Source organism: Acaryochloris sp. IP29b_bin.148 (assembly GCF_028285565.1).
GTDB lineage: Bacteria > Cyanobacteriota > Cyanobacteriia > Thermosynechococcales > Thermosynechococcaceae > Acaryochloris.
This window is the reverse complement of the sequence record NZ_JANQOY010000089.1, coordinates 1-16,090: the sequence shown is the minus strand read 5'-3', so window position 1 is coordinate 16,090 and position 16,090 is coordinate 1. Positions and strand designations below refer to the sequence as shown.

Below are 16,090 nucleotides of genomic sequence, written 5' to 3'. Positions count from 1 at the left end.
GTTTGGAGTACCAACCGCTGTAGCCAACATCGTGGCTAAACTCTTAGCCAAAAATGCCGAAGATCGCTACCAAAGCGCATTGGGATTAAAGCATGACTTGGAACACTGTCTGACTCAATTAACCGAGCAGGGTGAGATTGAACCCTTTGAGTTGGGTCAACGGGATGTGTGCGATCGCTTGCTTATCCCCGAAAAACTCTATGGGCGAGCAGCGGAAGTTCACACGCTACTAGAGGCCTTTGACCGCGTATCTCAGGGCAACACTGAGTTATTGCTGGTAGCAGGTTTCTCTGGGATTGGCAAAACGGCTGTTGTCAATGAAGTTCATAAGCCCATCACCCAGAAAAACGGCTATTTCATCAAGGGAAAATTTGACCAATTCAATCGAAATATTCCCTTTTCTGCATTTGTGCAAGCCTTCCGCAGCCTAATGGGGCAGCTATTAGGGAAATCGGATCTGCAATTGTCGAGCTGGAAAGCCAAAATTTTGGCAGCTTTGGGCCACTGTGGCCAGGTTCTTATTGAGGTAATTCCTGAGTTAGAACGCATTATAGGTGAGCAGCCTTCCGTACCGGAATTATCGGGTACTGCAGCCCAGAACCGCTTCAATCTGCTGTTTGGCAAATTTATTCAAGTCTTCACTACTCCAGAGCATCCTCTCGTGATCTTCCTGGATGATTTGCAATGGGCGGATTTTGCCTCTTTGAATTTATTAAAGCTGCTGACGGATGAATCGAAGTCAGGGTATTTATTTTTACTGGGTGCCTATCGGGATAATGAGATTGATCCAGCGCATCCCTTGATGATGACGTTGGATGAGATTAAAAAGACGCTGACTGCGCTCCAGACCATCACACTGGGGCCATTAAGCCAGAACGATATGAATGTTTTGGTGGCCGATACGTTGCAATGTGAACCTGAGATTGCAGTTCCACTAACTGAGTTGATATACCAAACAACTCAGGGCAATCCATTTTTTACCAACCGTTTTCTTCTCAGTCTTCACCATGAGGGTTATATCAGCTATGACCGTGCATTGGGGCAGTGGCAGGGTGACTTAATGCAGGTACGGCAACTGGGTCTAACGGATGATGTAGTAGGCTTTATGGTTGATCAACTCCAAAAGCTACCTCAATCGACCCAGGAAATTTTAAAGATCGCAGCCTGTATCGGCAATCAATTTGAGTTAAGCACTTTGTCTATCGTTTGCAAGCAACCCCAAGACCACATTGCCCCTGCATTATGGTCATCACTGCAAGCAGGTTTAGTGATTCCAGAAAGTGAGACCTATAAATTTTTTCAGGACTGTAGCAGTGCTTTGGGTATTGATCGCCCGGTTGCCCTCACCTACCATTTTTTGCATGATCGGGTTCAACAAGCTGCCTATAGCCTGATTCCAGAAACCGAGAAAGCAAAAACGCATTATCAAATTGGAAAACTATTAAGCCAAAATAACGCTCAAGACAAGACGGAAGCTAATATCTTTGCCATCGTTGAGCAATTAAATCGAGGTGAGGCTTTACTCACCCAGCAATCGGAGAGAGAGAATCTCGCCCAGCTAAATTTAGCTGCTAGTTTGCGATCTAAAAATGCTACCGCTTATCAAGCGGGCTTGGAATATGCCAGTACAGGACTATCGATACTCGGAGAAGGACGGTGGCAAAAGCAGTATGAGCTGACGCTGGAGTTAACCAATTTAGCAGCAGAGTTAGCTTTTCTAGTCGGAGACTTCCTGGCAATGGAGTCTCTAATTATCACCATTCAAGAACATTCTAAACACCCTATAGATCGATCATCTTCTATTAAAACGCAAATTCAATTCCATATATCCCAGCAGGACTTCAATGCCGCCATTTCGATCGCTAGAATCTTCTTGCAAGAAAATGATTTTTACCTACCAGAGAAGCTGGACTTTGAAGAAGTAGTAGAAAATTATAAAGCCTTTCAACCTTACCTAAGACAGTTTAGTGACCAGCAGATTTTAGAGCTTCCTTCTCTTACAGATCAAAAGCAGCTGGCAATTGCTAACATTTTGATTTCTATTGCTATACCGGCTATCAGCAGCGATACTAATATTTTTTGGTTTATTATTCTGGAATTAGTCAAACTATCGATAGAAAGTGGCAACTCTCATTTCTCAGCTTATGCTTATGCATCCTACGGAATCCTGATTAACCTGATTGAAAAAGATATTGAAAAATACTACCAATTCGGCCAACTTAGTTTAGAAGTGGTGGATTTATTTGAACAAAATATAACTAGATGTCGTGTATTTGAGGTTGTCGGAGCTTATACCGTTTATCTCAAATCTCATCTTCTAATGGCAATTCCACTTTTAGAAAAAGCTTATGTGAGTGGCTTAGAAAGCGGAGATTTTGAATATGCAAGCGCGGCAGTATTTGTAAAATATCAAATGCTATTTTTTAGTGGTGAATGTTTAGGTGATCTTCAACCAGATCTCTTCAAGGGCATCGATGCTATCAAAAAGCTGAAGAATAATTTTACTTTAGTTTTGCAAGAGCTTATTGTTCAATCTGTAGTCATACTAGTAAATCCATCTAGAGAACCACAGGATCTAGATAATAAATATTCTGAGTTAGATAAACCAATTGAATCAATAAAAGCAGTTAACGATAATTTTTCCTTGCAAATTTTTTACTTGCACAAACTATTTTTAAAATATCTTTTATATGACAAAGAACAAATTTTATTTTTGATAGAAAAGATCCACGAATGCTCAGATGCTGCTACCGGCTGGCTGACAGAATATATTTTTTATTTTTATGAATCACTCACTTATTTAGATCATATTGATTGTACAGAAGACTTAGAGCAAGAACGAGTCACTCAGTATTTACAAAAAGTACAAATCAATCAGGATCGATTTGCAAAATTGGCTGAGAGCGCTCCTATGAACTTTCAGCACAAGTATGATTTAGTAGAAGCTGAAAAAAATAGGTTTTTAAATAACAAAATTGAAGCTTTAGAGCTATATGATGCAGCTATCAATGGCGCGAAAGAGCATGGGTATCTACAAGAAGAAGCGCTTGCTAATGAGCTAGTGGCAAAGTTCTATTGGGAGTGGGGCAAGGAGACAGTAGCTTCAACATACATGCAAGCGGCCTATCACTGTTATGCCCGATGGGGAGCCAAAGCCAAAACGGATGATCTTGAACGACGTTACCCCGAATTAATCCAGCCCATTCTTCAGCCAACCGCTCCCTCTTTCAACCCCTTGGACACCCTAGCCAGACTGGCTGAACCCAACCTCTCTACCCATTCTTCTACTTCAGCCCAGTCAACCCAAGCCAATCTCAATGTCGCGTTTGATTTGGCTGCGATTCTCAAAGGTGCCCAAGCGCTTTCAGAGAGTTTACACCTGGAGGAATTGCTGGAAAAACTTGCCCTAATGATGTTGCAAAACTCGGGTGCTGATCGATTGGTTCTTCTGCTCCCTGAAGCCGATGACACTTGGCATATCAGAGCCACTGCAACCCCTGAAAAAATGGAACTGTCCTCAGTTCCTCTGGCGGATCACCTTGATCTCCCCCTACAACTGATTCAGTTCGTTAAAAATACTCAAGAAACACTGGCGGTCGATGATTTAAAAACCGATTTACCGATCATGGATCGTTATCTTGAAACCCAAAAACCTCGGAGCGTTCTGTGTTTGCCGATTCTGCATCAAGGGCATTTGAATGGTCTGGTGTATTTGCAGAATCAATTGGCGTCGGGAGTATTTACGTGCGATCGCATCACTGTTCTCAACTTCCTTTGTTCCCAAGCTGGTATTTCCATAGAAAATGCCAGGCTTTACGAATCCGTCGCCCTTAAATCCACCATTATTGAATCCGCCGTGGATGGCATGGCGATCTTAGAAGACGGCAAATATATTTATCTCAACGAAGTCCATGCCACTCTGTTTGGCTATAGACGAGAAGAGCTATTGGGCCAAAGTTGCGAGATATTATATTCCCCAACAGAAGTACAACGCCTTCACGCCATCGCGTTCCCGATAGTAGCAAAGACAGGGCAATGGTCTGGAGAGGCGACTGCCACTCGCAAAGATGGCAGTTCTTTTGCCATAGAAGTGAGTTTGCTGCTGCTGGACGATGGCAAACTGATTTGCATCTGCCGTGATATTAGCGATCGCAAAATCGCTGAAGCCAACTCTCGTCTCCTTGCCTCTGTGGTGGAATCATCTAATGACGTGATTTTGACCAAGAACTTAGATGGCATGATCACGAGCTGGAATCAAGCGGCCACAGAGTTATTCGGATATTTGGAAGCAGAAGCCCTGGGGCAATCCATCTTGATGCTTTTCCCCTCGGATCGACTACAGGAAGAAGCCCATATTGTTTCTCGCCTTAAAAATAAGGAGCGGATTGAGAACTTTGAAACCGTTCGCCTTCACAAGCAAGGGTATCCGATTGATATTTCAGTGACGATTTCGCCCTTAGTCAATCTTGAAGGGGAAGTCGTTGGGGCCTCCAAAATTGTCAGGGATATTCGAGAGCGCAAAATGGCGGAGGATGCGCTGCGAAAGAGCGACACCCAATTCCGAAATCTACTCTCCAATCTGGATGGGGTGGTCTACCGGTGTAAAAATGATTCCGCTTGGACGATGGAGTTTATGAGTGATGCCGTTACAGCCCTGTCGGGTTATCCCGCCACTGACTTTATCAACAATAGCAACCGCACCTACGCCAGCATTATCCATGCTGATGATGTTGATAGGGTTGATCAAGCGGTGAGTGAAGGGCTGGCGCTTCATCAACCCTTTTCAATGGAGTACCGAGTCATCCACCGGGATGGCTCAGTGCGCTGGGTGACGGAAAAGGGAAAAGGGATGTTCGATGCCCACCAGCAGCTTCAATATTTAGAAGGTGTCATTGTCGATATTAGCGATCGCAAGCTGGCAGAAGAGAATCTACGCTTCAGCGAACAGCGATTCCGGCGAGCCATTGAGGATGCGCCTTTCCCGATCATGATCTATGCCGAAGATGGTGAAGTCCTCCAACTCAACACCACTTGGACGGAGTCAACGGGGTATACCCATGCCGATATTCCAACGACAGACGACTGGGCACTCAAAGCGTTCGGAGAAAAGACCAACGCTAGCAACTGGGAGAAAGGTGAGTTTTCGATTCATGCCCACGATGGACAAGTGTGTCTCTGGCAATTTAGCTCTGCTTGGTTAGACACCTTACCCGATGGTCGTCGAATCATTATTTCCATGGCGGTTGATGTCACCCAACGGCGTCAGGCAGAAGACGAGCTCGAACAAGCGAATCAGCAACTGGCAAACTATTCCCATACCTTGGAACGGAAGGTTGAAGAACGGACCCAGGCGCTTCAAGTCGCCAAGGAGCAAGCCGATAGTGCCAGCCGGGCCAAAAGCGAATTCTTAGCCAATATGAGTCACGAACTCCGCACCCCTCTCAATGGCATCTTGGGCTATACTCAGATTCTCAATCGCTCCCAAACCTTATCGGGTAAAGAACGCCACGGCATTGAGGTCATTCATCAATGTGGCTCCCACCTTCTCGCCCTGATTAATGACATTCTCGATCTCTCAAAAATCGAGGCGGGCAAACTGGAATTGCAGCCCACGGAAACACACTTACCCACCTTGCTGCAAAGTGTGGTCGAAATGTGCAAAGTAAAGGCTCAGGCCAAACATTTAGAGTTGGTCTATGAGCCTAGTCCCCATTTACCTGAAGGTATTGTTGTCGATGAGAAATCTCTGCGACAAGTCTTAATTAATTTATTAGGTAATGCAATTAAATTTACCAATCAAGGCCGTGTGACTTTGCGGGTTGAAGTTGTCAAAATAACTGGGACTCAGGCATCACTTTTATTTCAAGTGATAGATACGGGCATGGGGATTGCTCCTACTCATCTTTCTAGATTATTTGATGCCTTTGAACAGGTGGGAACTCCACAACAACAAGCGGAAGGAACAGGACTGGGACTGGCGATTAGTCAGCAGATTGTCAATTTGATGGGGGGCAATATCGAGGTTGCCAGTCAATTGGGGTATGGGAGTGAGTTTTGCTTTAGGCTAGTGCTCCCTCGATTGAAACAGTGGGGGCAGCTGCCAACCAACTCTGACATTCCGCCTGTCATCGGTTACCAAGGAGAGCGGCAGCAGATCTTGGTCATAGACGATCTGCAAGAGAACCGAGATGTCATGTTTGACCTCCTACAACCCCTTGGCTTTGACTTGTCTGAGGCAGAGCAAGGGCAGGAAGGGTTAGACCATGTCCGCAAGCATCCGATTGATTTGGTCATTATGGATCTATTGATGCCAGTCATGGATGGATGGGAATTTTTGCAACAGGTTCACCTGGATCCAGGACTGCAACATATGAAGGTTATTGTTGCGTCAGCTTTGTTGAGCCAATCTGATCGACAATTAGCGCTGGAGGCCGGTTGTGATGCTTTTCTGGTCAAGCCCATCGAAATGCAAGCTTTACTAGAAGTTATCGCGGAACAGCTTCAACTGACCTGGATATATGAGGGAATAACAGAGGAAGCTCCGGAACCTGAGCCTCTGATAGCAGACGTGCTACTCCCCCCTTCTCAGACATTAGACGTTTTGAAAAAGTTAGCCCAGCATGGTTTTATCAGTGAATTGAGAGAAGAATTGGAGCATTTGATTCAAGCTAATTCAGCTTATGGCCCCTTTGTGGACCAGATTTCGTCTCTTGCTAAAGCATTTTTAGCTGAGGAGATTGAAGCTTTATTAGTACAATACCAAGCCCAACAACCTGCTGATCCTATCCATGATTCGAGCCACGAGGACTGCCCTTGGCTTTCGCCGACAGAGGTGATCTATCCACCTCAGGATGACTTGGAACAGCTAGTCGATATGGCGAATAAAGGTAGCATCTTTGAATTAAAAGATAAGATAGCAGCCCTGCAATTGAGCAAGCCCCAATATCAATGCTTTTGTCAAAAAATATTATTGTGGTCAGAGCACTTTCAACTGCATGAAATCCAAGTCTTTTTACAGGATGCCTACGAAAAACAACAACAGGATGGAGCATCAAGAGTAGGACAATTTTGAGTCAGCATGGTTGATTTTGTTACGTTTGCTGCTAAGTTATGGGCCAGTTCATCCTTGATTACCCCAAAAGACTGGTTTGCGAAAGGCGTGTGTTTACGTTAAGAGGGCTAACAGATCTGCCTCAGACAGTTGGTTAATCCCTAATGATTGTGCTTTTGTGAGCTTGGAGCCTGCATCGGCACCTACCACCACATAGGATGTATTTTTACTCACAGATCCAGTCACTTTCCCCCCTGCGTCTTGGATCATCTGCTTGGCCTGATCTCGCTTCAAGGTTGGCAATGTCCCTGTAATCACAAAGGTTTGCCCCGATAAGGTTTGAGGCTGAGTCGGCTCAGTTACGATGGCTGCAAACTGCAGTCCTGCGGATTGTAAACGCTGAATCAGGGTCTGGTTAGTAGGGGTTTGAAACCATTCATAGACGGATTGGGCAATTTCAGGACCAATTCCGTGGATAGTTGCAATGGCATCTCCGTCCACGGCCATTAATGCGTCTACGGTCGGATAGTGTTCGGTCAGTAATTGAGCGTTGACACTGCCCACATGCCGAATCCCCAATCCGTACAGAACCCGATGCCAGGGCTGCTGTTTGGAGGTTGCGATCGCATCCAAGATCTTGTGAGCCAATTTTGTCCCCATTCGATCCAAGTCCATCAGCTGGTCTTCCGTCAGGTCATACAAGTCAGCCACGGACTGAACCATTTGGGAATCCGCTAACTGACCGACAATCTTTTCTCCCAACCCATCAATATCTAAAGCCCCTCGACTGACCCAGTGAATCAGCGATCCGCGCAAGATGGCAGGACAAGAGGCATTCACACAGCGGGTCACCGCTTCCGATTCGAGCTGAACAGCAGGTTGTCCACAGCTCGGACATTCGGTGGGCATCTGGTAAGGCTGAGCCCCCCCAGGCCGCAACTCAGGCAGAACCCGCAGAACTTCAGGTATAATTTCTCCGGCTTTGCGGACCACCACCGTATCGCCAAGATGGATGTCGAGTTCTGAGATGCGATCTCGATTATGCAGCGTCGCTCGCGAGACCGTTGTCCCGGCGAGCTGGACGGGTTTAAATTCCGCAACGGGGGTGAGGGCTCCAGTCCGTCCGACATTCACCGTAATCTGCTCGATGCGGGTGGCCGCCTCTTCCGGTGGATACTTCCAGGCAATCGCCCAGCGGGGAAACTTCTGAGTAAATCCTAGTTCGTCCTGTACTCCTAAGTCATCCAGTTTAATCACCACCCCATCGGTTAAATAGGGCAGATCGAGACGTTTTAAGGACCAGTCATCATAGTAGGTCTGAACCTCTGCCAAGCTTTGGCACTGGCGTCGATTGGGATTAACCCGAAACCCGAGTTGTTTCAAAGTCTCTAGGGCCTGCCATTGGGTTTGGGGAAGGGACAAATCATCCGTGGGGCCAGAAATATGGATCGTATAGGCGAAGAAATCTAGCTTGCGCTCCGCCACTACTTTGGAGTCAAGCTGACGGAGTGTACCAGCAGCAGCGTTGCGGGGATTGGCAAACTCGGCTTCTCCCGCTTGAGTGCGGTCACGGTTAATGTGGTCAAACACCTCTAATCCCAAAAACGCTTCCCCTCTCACCTCTAACCATTCGGGGGGATGTTCAATATTCAAACGCAGGGGGATGGAGCGGATCGTTCTCACATTTTGGGTAATCTCTTCTCCCTTGGTGCCATCGCCCCGAGTAGTGCCCCGCACCAATAACCCGTTTTCATAGGTCAAGGCCAGGGCCGATCCATCAATTTTAAGTTCGGTCACATACCCCGGCTCTTGGTTGAGGTTGGGGACTAATTTATGCCAACGCTCATCCCAGGTGTCCATATCTCCCCGGTCAAAGGCGTTTTCCAAACTATAAAGCGGAATCCGATGCTGAACTGAAACAAATTGAGTGGCTGGTCGTTCCCCCACGCGCTGGGTGGGGCTATCCGGTGTAATCAGTTGAGGATACTGGGTCTCCAGATCTACAAGCTCGTGGTAGAGCTGGTCATAGACAGCATCTTCCATCATCGGAGCATCTAATCCGTAGTAGGCATAGCTCGCCTTTTGCAGCAATTGCCGCAGTTCTTGCACCCGCGCTTGATCGGAAGAGGATACCATGTTCACCGTCCGCAGAGTCTCCCTCAATAAATTCGCTGATCTTTGTTAGAGAGACCCAATCGCTAGGGTATCTCCAGCTCTAGTCTAGTGTTTAGAACATTAATCATCACTCAAGGTATGCCATCGATAGTCATCAGAAGTGATGGCTATCGATGAATGGCACTGACTTAAGCAGTCAAGAAAAAGCTCCAAGGCTTGATATGAAGTTATCCTAGCCCTGAAGCTTTACTAAATCCGCCTCTACTATGACCAATCATGTTGCAATTCTCAATCAGCAATTCAGCCAAAGTCGGGGTTTACCCTGGGCCGAGCCACTGCCGAGCGAGACCATAGAGCAGGTGCTCAAAGAAGAGAATGTTCACTATCGCAATCGCCTCTTTAGCCCAGTGGTCACCCTGTGGATCTTTTTTCAGCGAGGGTTCTCTGCTCTATATCTTATAAAACAAGCTTTGTAGCTTCGTTGTCATCCGCTAAGCCGTTGATGTAGCCCCCGTCAGTGCCCACAACCAAGGGTAAGTCTGGGTGTGGTAGATTCTCCCAACCTCTCGGGCACCCTTCCACAAACATGTACTGATCTTCTCCCAATTCATCATCCAGTCTTTGACCCAGTTGATACAGATGTGATGGCCGAAGGCCGGTCGTAGACCATCACACACTGGAGCAGCTAATCTGCCGATTAAGAGGCAACACCTCTGCCAGTAGATCCACACTCAACCCATAAGACATCAAACTGGCAAATTTCGTTTGCAGATAGAGGTACTCTGGCGAGGTTCGCTCGGTCAGGAGTTGGGCGAGGGGACTGAAACTTTGAGAGGCGTGAGCTTGGCAGGAACAATGAAATAACCTCTGGCTTTGGAGTTTCAGCTTGCCAAAGACGGTTCGATAGACGAGGGTATGCTTGCCTTGTTGTTTTCTAGGTTGGCCACAGTCAGGGCAAGGGATCTGCTGATCAATAAAGAAGGTTACCTGATGCTTCACTATCACTTGCTGCAAGGTGTGCAGCAGTTGCTTCGACTCTGAGAGAGTGAGGCCCAATGTGTCTGGCGTTAAGGCATTCCGCTGAAGCTGGACCACTTCACGCTCAGCCTGGCAGGTGCCTTCCTCCGAATTCAATGACGAGTGACAGTTTAATGTTCATGATCCAAAGTAAATGATCTCTTCTTGCAACGTTGCGACCTCACTCAGAGGGGATTGCTGGAGTTGGTGATTCAGCTGTTGCAGGTCAAGTCTTTCAAACTTCAGCCAATAGAGGAGCCGCTGTCGCTGGGCTTCTAGATGATCAAACTCTTCTTTGACCACCTGGTACGCCACTTCAAACTCTGAATGCTCTTGTCGCAGTTCTTGAAAGGCCCACGGTCCACCATAGTCTTCAGGTGGGCCTGCCCGTTTTCCCTGAATACAGATGGGATAGGATTGTCCGGCTTCGGGTGAGAGGATCTATTCGACTCGGAGTTGAATCTGCCAATTGTCGAAGTAATTGTAGTTGTAGAGAAAACGTTCTCGTTCTCTAAGGCCCAAATCCATTAGGGTGAAAGTGTTGGCGTCCTTCACCTCCGAGTTTGGAGATGCCGAAGTGCTTGCCATGAATGGTGAAGCGGTGAAGGTATTCATCACTCCAACCAAAGCAGATCTAAAGGATGTAGTGGAGATCAGCAAGGCTGTTATTGCTATGAATGTGGAGTCGTCGCCAGATCATGGGGCTGATGCCAGCGATGGTCTCCGACCGGCCTTCGGCCATCACAGCTTTCAGCTGGAAGATAACCGGATCTGACGGATCATTCATTCCCTCAGTGTACTGCTATATCAACGTTTCCCCCGGTTTTAATCGCTCTTCAACCTACTCTTTGAAAACTAACGCGGAGGGTTCACCGTCAGGTTCAGGTCTGCTCCCAGGTCTAGGTCCACCAGGTCTGCCACCAGGGGGGCCAGGTCTGTCAGGTCCACCGGGCCCACCCCGTTTTGCAAAATCCTGAGAGGGGGTGCCCTTAAAACATCTGGGCACGAACGGAAAATCTTTCGTCAGGAAATAAGCATAGGTGCCCTCTGGGAATTCCGGCGTAATCGTCATTCGGCCATTGCATTCATCCAGTGATCCGGCCCCTGCAACATATTCATAGTCCCTCACGAATGTGCCATCATAGGTGCCATCTGGCTCTTCTCCCCCTGGGCGGTTGCCCGCCTTGAGGCGATAACTGGGCGTCATTTCGACAACTCCAGAATTCACGGCTTTCCCGTCTTTGTAGCCATACAGTGCATAGATGGGAAAACCATCTGCAGCCCAGCCAACCAAAGGCGAGTGCTGGTCAGCAGAGACGTTCAGATCCTTCATTAGCAGGGTGGGTAAACCATGATAGTGATACTTCCCAGTCGGCTGTACGTGGGCATGATTTTCATCAAATCCGAGATCTAAAGCCCCTGACAACGCATCGTATTGCCAGCCAAGTCTCGGATCACCGCGATAAAACTCTCCTGCCCCCGGATCGAAGGGAACACCATTGACGGCCAGCCCAAAGTCAAAGCCGCGCTCTGTAATCTGAGAAGCAAGTTTAGGGTTAGCGGGCACGCGAAAGGTCTTTGTTTGTTCACTAATGGTGTTGGGGTTCCCGTCATTGGGGAAGGGGCCTGTATTGTGCTCAGAAATGCCGTTAGATTTGAGGATTCGCCACTCTCCTTCATCTGCGATAGCCACCTCATTTTCAGCGATGGGTGGAACCGTGGCAGGATATAGTTCTGGCGGGCCATCAGTTTGAGTCGCTGTATTGTTGCGGAGGTTGGGAGGCCGGTTATCCCGCTGAGCGGTTTCTGGAGCCTGGGATGGATTATTGGCCTTTGCGATCGCTTCTGGAGCTTGCTGTTCAGTCTCTGTTGAACAAGCGTTAAGTAGTGTAGCAAGTGATACCCATAAGACCATTGAAAGCTTTTCAATAAGCAAGTTTGTGCTGACCTTTGAAGAGGTATGCATGATGGACCTTCTCATCATAATTTCTACGTCCGGCTCATCCGTGCGGCAGTTGGCCGGTGCTGTGAGCGGTCTCAATCTCCGTTGGCGAGAGTTCGCCGTTTTGATCCGTATCGAGCAACTCAAAGAACGCCTCTAATCCGATCCGGCGGTAAAGCCGGTCGGAGACGTAGTCCTCGACCTCGGCACGCGTCACGACCCCGTCGGCATTTTTATCTGTGCCGTTGAACGCGTGGTCCGGCTCGACCCCGACGAGCTCGGCGTCGCTGAGGCGCTGATCCTTGTCCTGATCACACTGATCGAAGAAGGGTACCAGTCCGATTCGCCGATAGGGACTCTCGCTCATGAACGACTCGATCTCGGCCTGGGTTACGGTGCCGTCCTTGTTTGTGTCCGAGGCGCTCAGCGGGCCGTGCGGTCCTGGGCTGGGCGGGCCATCGGTCAGCGGCTTGTCGCTACGTGGCTCCCGTCCGACCTCACCTAGTTGCTCGTTTGCTGATTGTGCAAGCGAGCAACCAGCCACGGAAGCAAGGATAAATACGGTCAATATGCTTGTAGATATTTTCATAAAAACAGTCCAAGCCAAAAAAAATAAAGAAGCAGACAAGGGAACTATTCATGTTTAAGAGTTTTTTTGACATAACCAGTTTCCCTCCCATCTGACACAGCAATCGATCCGACTCTCTACCGAGATAAAACTCTAAACAATAGGTAGTTTTTTTCTTCAGAATATGATCTTCATGAAATGCTTATGCAGCAAAAACTTTAGTGCTTTAAGATACTCAGTTTGATCGTGCTTACCTATTTATCAACAAATGTATTTCATACCTTTCCTCTTAAAGAATAAGGAGGCAAGCTATTGAAGAAGTACACTTGAACTTTATTCGATGTCTATAGAGTAGTGCTAGGGTCCATCGACACAACTTAACTATCCCTTTCGGCCTATTTACATCTAGGCAAAAAGTACCAATAAAACTAGCTATTCTGAGATTAGTATGGTCTGAATTTTTCAACACAGCCAAGCAGAGTCTTACTCAGCATTGAACCCAGCTCTCAGAATTCTCTCAAAAAATTGAACTCGGGATGGAGCTAAAAGCAGATCGCAAGAGACATCTTCTCTTAGACCAGTGAATAAATCCTGCTCTTTCAAGATTTCCAATTAAGCGCGTAACTGTCACTCGGCTAGTCCCAATTATTTCGGCGATGTCTTGATGAGTGAGCTGATTTGGAATGTAGCATCCCTCCTCACACCTTGTCCCAAATTTCTCGGCAAGCCATAGGAGAAAATGCTGCAAGCGATCGGGCATTAAACCATGTCGGATCATGAGAAACGTCTGACTTTGATGGAGATGAGACCACATCACCCCCTTTAGACTTGAGCAGTCAATCGCTGGCAGCCGATGAGCTTGAACTTTGGTCAGACATTCCACTTGGTACGGCTCAATCCCGGCCAGGGAATAACCAACAATATCACCGGCTCCCCACAATCCAAGCGTTATCAGCTTCCCCTCTTCACACGAAGTCAGAGTACGAACCATGCCCGCATCAATTTCCCAGAACAGATCGCCAATCATGGGCAAAAATTCACGACGCTTGAACTCGCGCAGCACGGGCTGGGTAGGAGCTATTTCGATTCGGGTAACACTGTGCATAATAATTACCAGAGAATACAACAAAAGAGCAAGATTGAAGGATATAGCCTCTAAATGAGGCCAATGTCATCAATGGAAAACTCAGTATGGGGCAGTGACGCCTTATGCAAATTGCATGAATTAAGGGAGAATGCTGCTAGCAAACTCATGCCACGCTTGTATGACATCGTTGAATGTTCCTAAACAACCCAAGCTGCGATATTGCATATTTAGTATAGATATACTTATTTCATCCATACTTTTTGGTCGTTTCAGCGATTACAGACTGCCCATTTTCTCATTGGCAGCTTATTAATGAGAATACTTGTAACGCTTACTAATGATGTCTTGTAGGCTTAAGCCATCTCACTTTGTAGCTTGGGTCGTTTAGGGCTTAATCTGGCAACGATAGTAGAGGATATCAAATCGGTCCGTGAACGTTTGTTAATCTGATGGGCATCGATCTCTTTGGCGTCCATCGGACATTTTACCGTGCCTGTGAATTTTGGAATAACCGCTCAAGCATTGGAAAAAACGTTATTGTCTTCCAGCAGGAATTGCTTAAGCCCACCGTCAGCACTTTGCTGACTTTGAAAGTCTCCGCTGATAACAGAAATTAGATCCTCTTCGACAGATACTGAAATACCTTGAGGGAGACCCCTGTCAGTCAGGTCAAATTCTAAGTCAGCTACATTAACGTCAGAAGAGAGTTGAATAGTATCATCACCAAACTCAAAGTCTTGAATAAGAGCATAATCTGAATTTCCGCCCCCAAGATAATACTGTTCAGGATTGCCGCGATCAACACCAAAGACAGTTCCGTTATCCCCTAGGGAAAAAGTATCATTCTCAGCACTTCCTATCAGCGTATCTACTTCAAAGGGAGCTAGAGGGTCATCAGTCGTACCGCCAAACCCAAAATCTGAAACAAAGGGATCAACACCCACCAGAAAGTCATTGCCATTACCGCCCTTCAGGATGTCATTACTCACACCCCCTACAAGGACGTCGTTATCATTCCCTCCTCCAAGGTTGTCGCTTCCTAAACTCCCAAAAAGAATATCTTGACCACTGCCTCCCCTGACAAGATCATCACCAGCTTCAGCATCCACGTTGTCGTTACCGCTACTGCCAAAGACTTGGTCGTCCCCACTGCCTGCAAAGAAGCGATCATTGCCAGCTTCACCATCGAGGGAATCATTCCCATCACCCCCATTAAGAATATCGTCATCCTCTCCTCCAAGAAGATTGTCGTTCCCTCCATTTCCAAATAACCGATCAGCGCCCAATCCCCCACGAATAATATCGGTTCCATCCCCTCCGAAGAGGTCGTCGGCTCCTGCTTCACCATCAAGGACATCGTTGCCTGTATCTCCATTCAGTTGATCGGCCCCATCCCCGCCTAGGATGCTATCATTGCCCCCTTCGCCAAAAACGATATCAGCCCCATTTCCGCCATTGAGGGTGTCATTATCCCCCACCTCACCGAAAACTCTGGAATCACCAAAAATTTCATCAGCGTCTTCGTTTCCATTGAGTTGGTCATTACCACTACCACCGATGAGGATGTCAACACCATCACCACCAGAAACAGTGTCATCGCCATCTAGGCCAAATAGTCCATCATCCCCACCAAGTCCAAGAATTTCATCCGGGTCTTGTGTACCCACAAGAACGTCATTTTCTGAGGTACCTGTAATATTAGCCATTGGAATTTCCTCCTTTCAGTCATTGAAGAATTGCTCTCAGATCCTATTTGAGGGCAACTGAAAATTCCTAGGGTCTATTGACACAACTCAGATAGCTCTTTTGACACATTCCAATCTAGACAATTGGTATCAATAGCATTAGACTGCTCTGGTATCAGAATCGGTTGAGTTGTGCAGCACACAACCGTTTTGCAAGTGGCATTGACCTCAGCTCAAGCCGTTTTCTACTGCATAGACAGCTGCCTGGGTACGGTCTCTAAGTTCAAGCCTCATCAAAATATTGGAAACGTGGTTTTTGACGGTTCCTTCGCTCAAGTGAAAAGCTTTGGCTATTTCTTTATTCGTACTGCCTTTAGCGAGGAGCTTTAATACCTCCAGTTCTCTGGAGGTAAGCGGTGTATCGACTGGGGGTTTAGCGGTTGCGCTATTTTGTTTGGTTTGAAGTGAGCCAATCAGTTTACCTGCAACTTCGGGGGCGAGTTGAAACACACCCGCATAAGCAAGTTTAATGGCCTGTGCTAGATCTGGCGGAGGAATATCCTTCATTAGATAACCACAAGCCCCGGCGAGGAGTGACTGTACAATAAACTCTTCGTCATCAAAG

The 16,090-nt window shown here is 47.2% G+C and carries 9 protein-coding genes and 3 pseudogenes; 3 read left to right on the top strand and 9 right to left on the bottom strand.

Going from position 1 to position 16,090, the window contains the following annotated elements; translation table 11 throughout:
• The first annotated feature begins 31 nt into the window (after positions 1–31).
• Positions 32–7,072 carry a PAS domain S-box protein gene (locus Q0986_RS08295; RefSeq protein ID WP_299407775.1) on the top strand — a complete coding sequence of 2,347 codons (7,041 nt, stop codon included), beginning with the start codon at positions 32–34 and terminating at the stop codon, positions 7,070–7,072.
• 93 nt (positions 7,073–7,165) lie between these two features.
• Here Q0986_RS08295 and ligA read toward each other — a convergent pair whose 3' ends face one another.
• Positions 7,166–9,187: an NAD-dependent DNA ligase LigA gene (ligA, locus tag Q0986_RS08290; protein ID WP_299407768.1), complete on the bottom strand. Its 2,022-nt coding sequence runs from the start codon at positions 9,185–9,187 to the stop codon at positions 7,166–7,168.
• Between the two features lie 263 nt (positions 9,188–9,450).
• Here ligA and Q0986_RS08285 point away from each other — a divergent pair.
• Positions 9,451–9,588, top strand: a pseudogene (locus tag Q0986_RS08285) (IS4 family transposase); the annotation flags it as partial.
• Between the two features lie 76 nt (positions 9,589–9,664).
• Here the strand turns inward: Q0986_RS08285 and Q0986_RS08280 are convergent.
• From Q0986_RS08280 to Q0986_RS08270, 3 genes and pseudogenes are all read right to left on the bottom strand, one after another.
• Positions 9,665–10,325, bottom strand: a pseudogene (locus tag Q0986_RS08280) (ISKra4 family transposase); the annotation flags it as partial.
• The gene (locus tag Q0986_RS08275) at positions 10,322–10,498 is read right to left on the bottom strand and encodes a hypothetical protein (protein ID WP_299407778.1); all 177 of its coding nucleotides are present in this window, start codon (positions 10,496–10,498) and stop codon (positions 10,322–10,324) included. The pseudogene Q0986_RS08280 and the gene Q0986_RS08275, both read right to left, overlap by 4 nt.
• A 24-nt stretch (positions 10,499–10,522) precedes the next feature.
• Positions 10,523–10,711 (bottom strand): annotated as a pseudogene (locus Q0986_RS08270) (plasmid pRiA4b ORF-3 family protein); the annotation flags it as partial.
• A 13-nt stretch (positions 10,712–10,724) separates the two neighbouring features.
• Here Q0986_RS08270 and Q0986_RS08265 point away from each other — a divergent pair.
• Positions 10,725–10,958: a hypothetical protein gene (locus Q0986_RS08265; RefSeq protein ID WP_299407765.1), complete on the top strand. Its 234-nt coding sequence runs from the start codon at positions 10,725–10,727 to the stop codon at positions 10,956–10,958.
• A 66-nt stretch (positions 10,959–11,024) separates the two neighbouring features.
• Here the strand turns inward: Q0986_RS08265 and Q0986_RS08260 are convergent, their stop codons facing one another.
• From Q0986_RS08260 to Q0986_RS08240, 5 genes are all read right to left on the bottom strand, one after another.
• Positions 11,025–12,149 carry a YHYH protein gene (locus tag Q0986_RS08260; RefSeq protein ID WP_299407761.1) on the bottom strand — a complete coding sequence of 375 codons (1,125 nt, stop codon included), beginning with the start codon at positions 12,147–12,149 and terminating at the stop codon, positions 11,025–11,027.
• Between the two features lie 34 nt (positions 12,150–12,183).
• On the bottom strand, positions 12,184–12,753 hold the full coding sequence (locus Q0986_RS08255; RefSeq protein WP_299407755.1) for a hypothetical protein: 570 nt from the start codon (positions 12,751–12,753) through the stop codon (positions 12,184–12,186).
• A 457-nt stretch (positions 12,754–13,210) separates the two neighbouring features.
• On the bottom strand, positions 13,211–13,798 hold the full coding sequence (locus tag Q0986_RS08250) for a Crp/Fnr family transcriptional regulator (RefSeq protein ID WP_299407753.1): 588 nt from the start codon (positions 13,796–13,798) through the stop codon (positions 13,211–13,213).
• Positions 13,799–14,295: 497 nt separating this feature from the next.
• Entirely contained in the window at positions 14,296–15,486 is a 1,191-nt protein-coding gene (locus Q0986_RS08245; RefSeq protein WP_299407750.1) for a calcium-binding protein, read from the bottom strand.
• Between the two features lie 207 nt (positions 15,487–15,693).
• Positions 15,694–16,090: response regulator transcription factor (locus tag Q0986_RS08240; protein ID WP_299407746.1), on the bottom strand; the 397-nt coding region annotated here is incomplete at its 5' end.

Coding starts and splice junctions, on each gene's coding strand:
- Q0986_RS08260 (WP_299407761.1), bottom strand. CDS start 12,149: ATGCATACCTCTTCAAAGGTCAGCACAAACTTGCTTATTGAAAAGCTT.
- ligA (WP_299407768.1), bottom strand. CDS start 9,187: ATGGTATCCTCTTCCGATCAAGCGCGGGTGCAAGAACTGCGGCAATTG.
- Q0986_RS08245 (WP_299407750.1), bottom strand. CDS start 15,486: ATGGCTAATATTACAGGTACCTCAGAAAATGACGTTCTTGTGGGTACA.
- Q0986_RS08250 (WP_299407753.1), bottom strand. CDS start 13,798: ATGCACAGTGTTACCCGAATCGAAATAGCTCCTACCCAGCCCGTGCTG.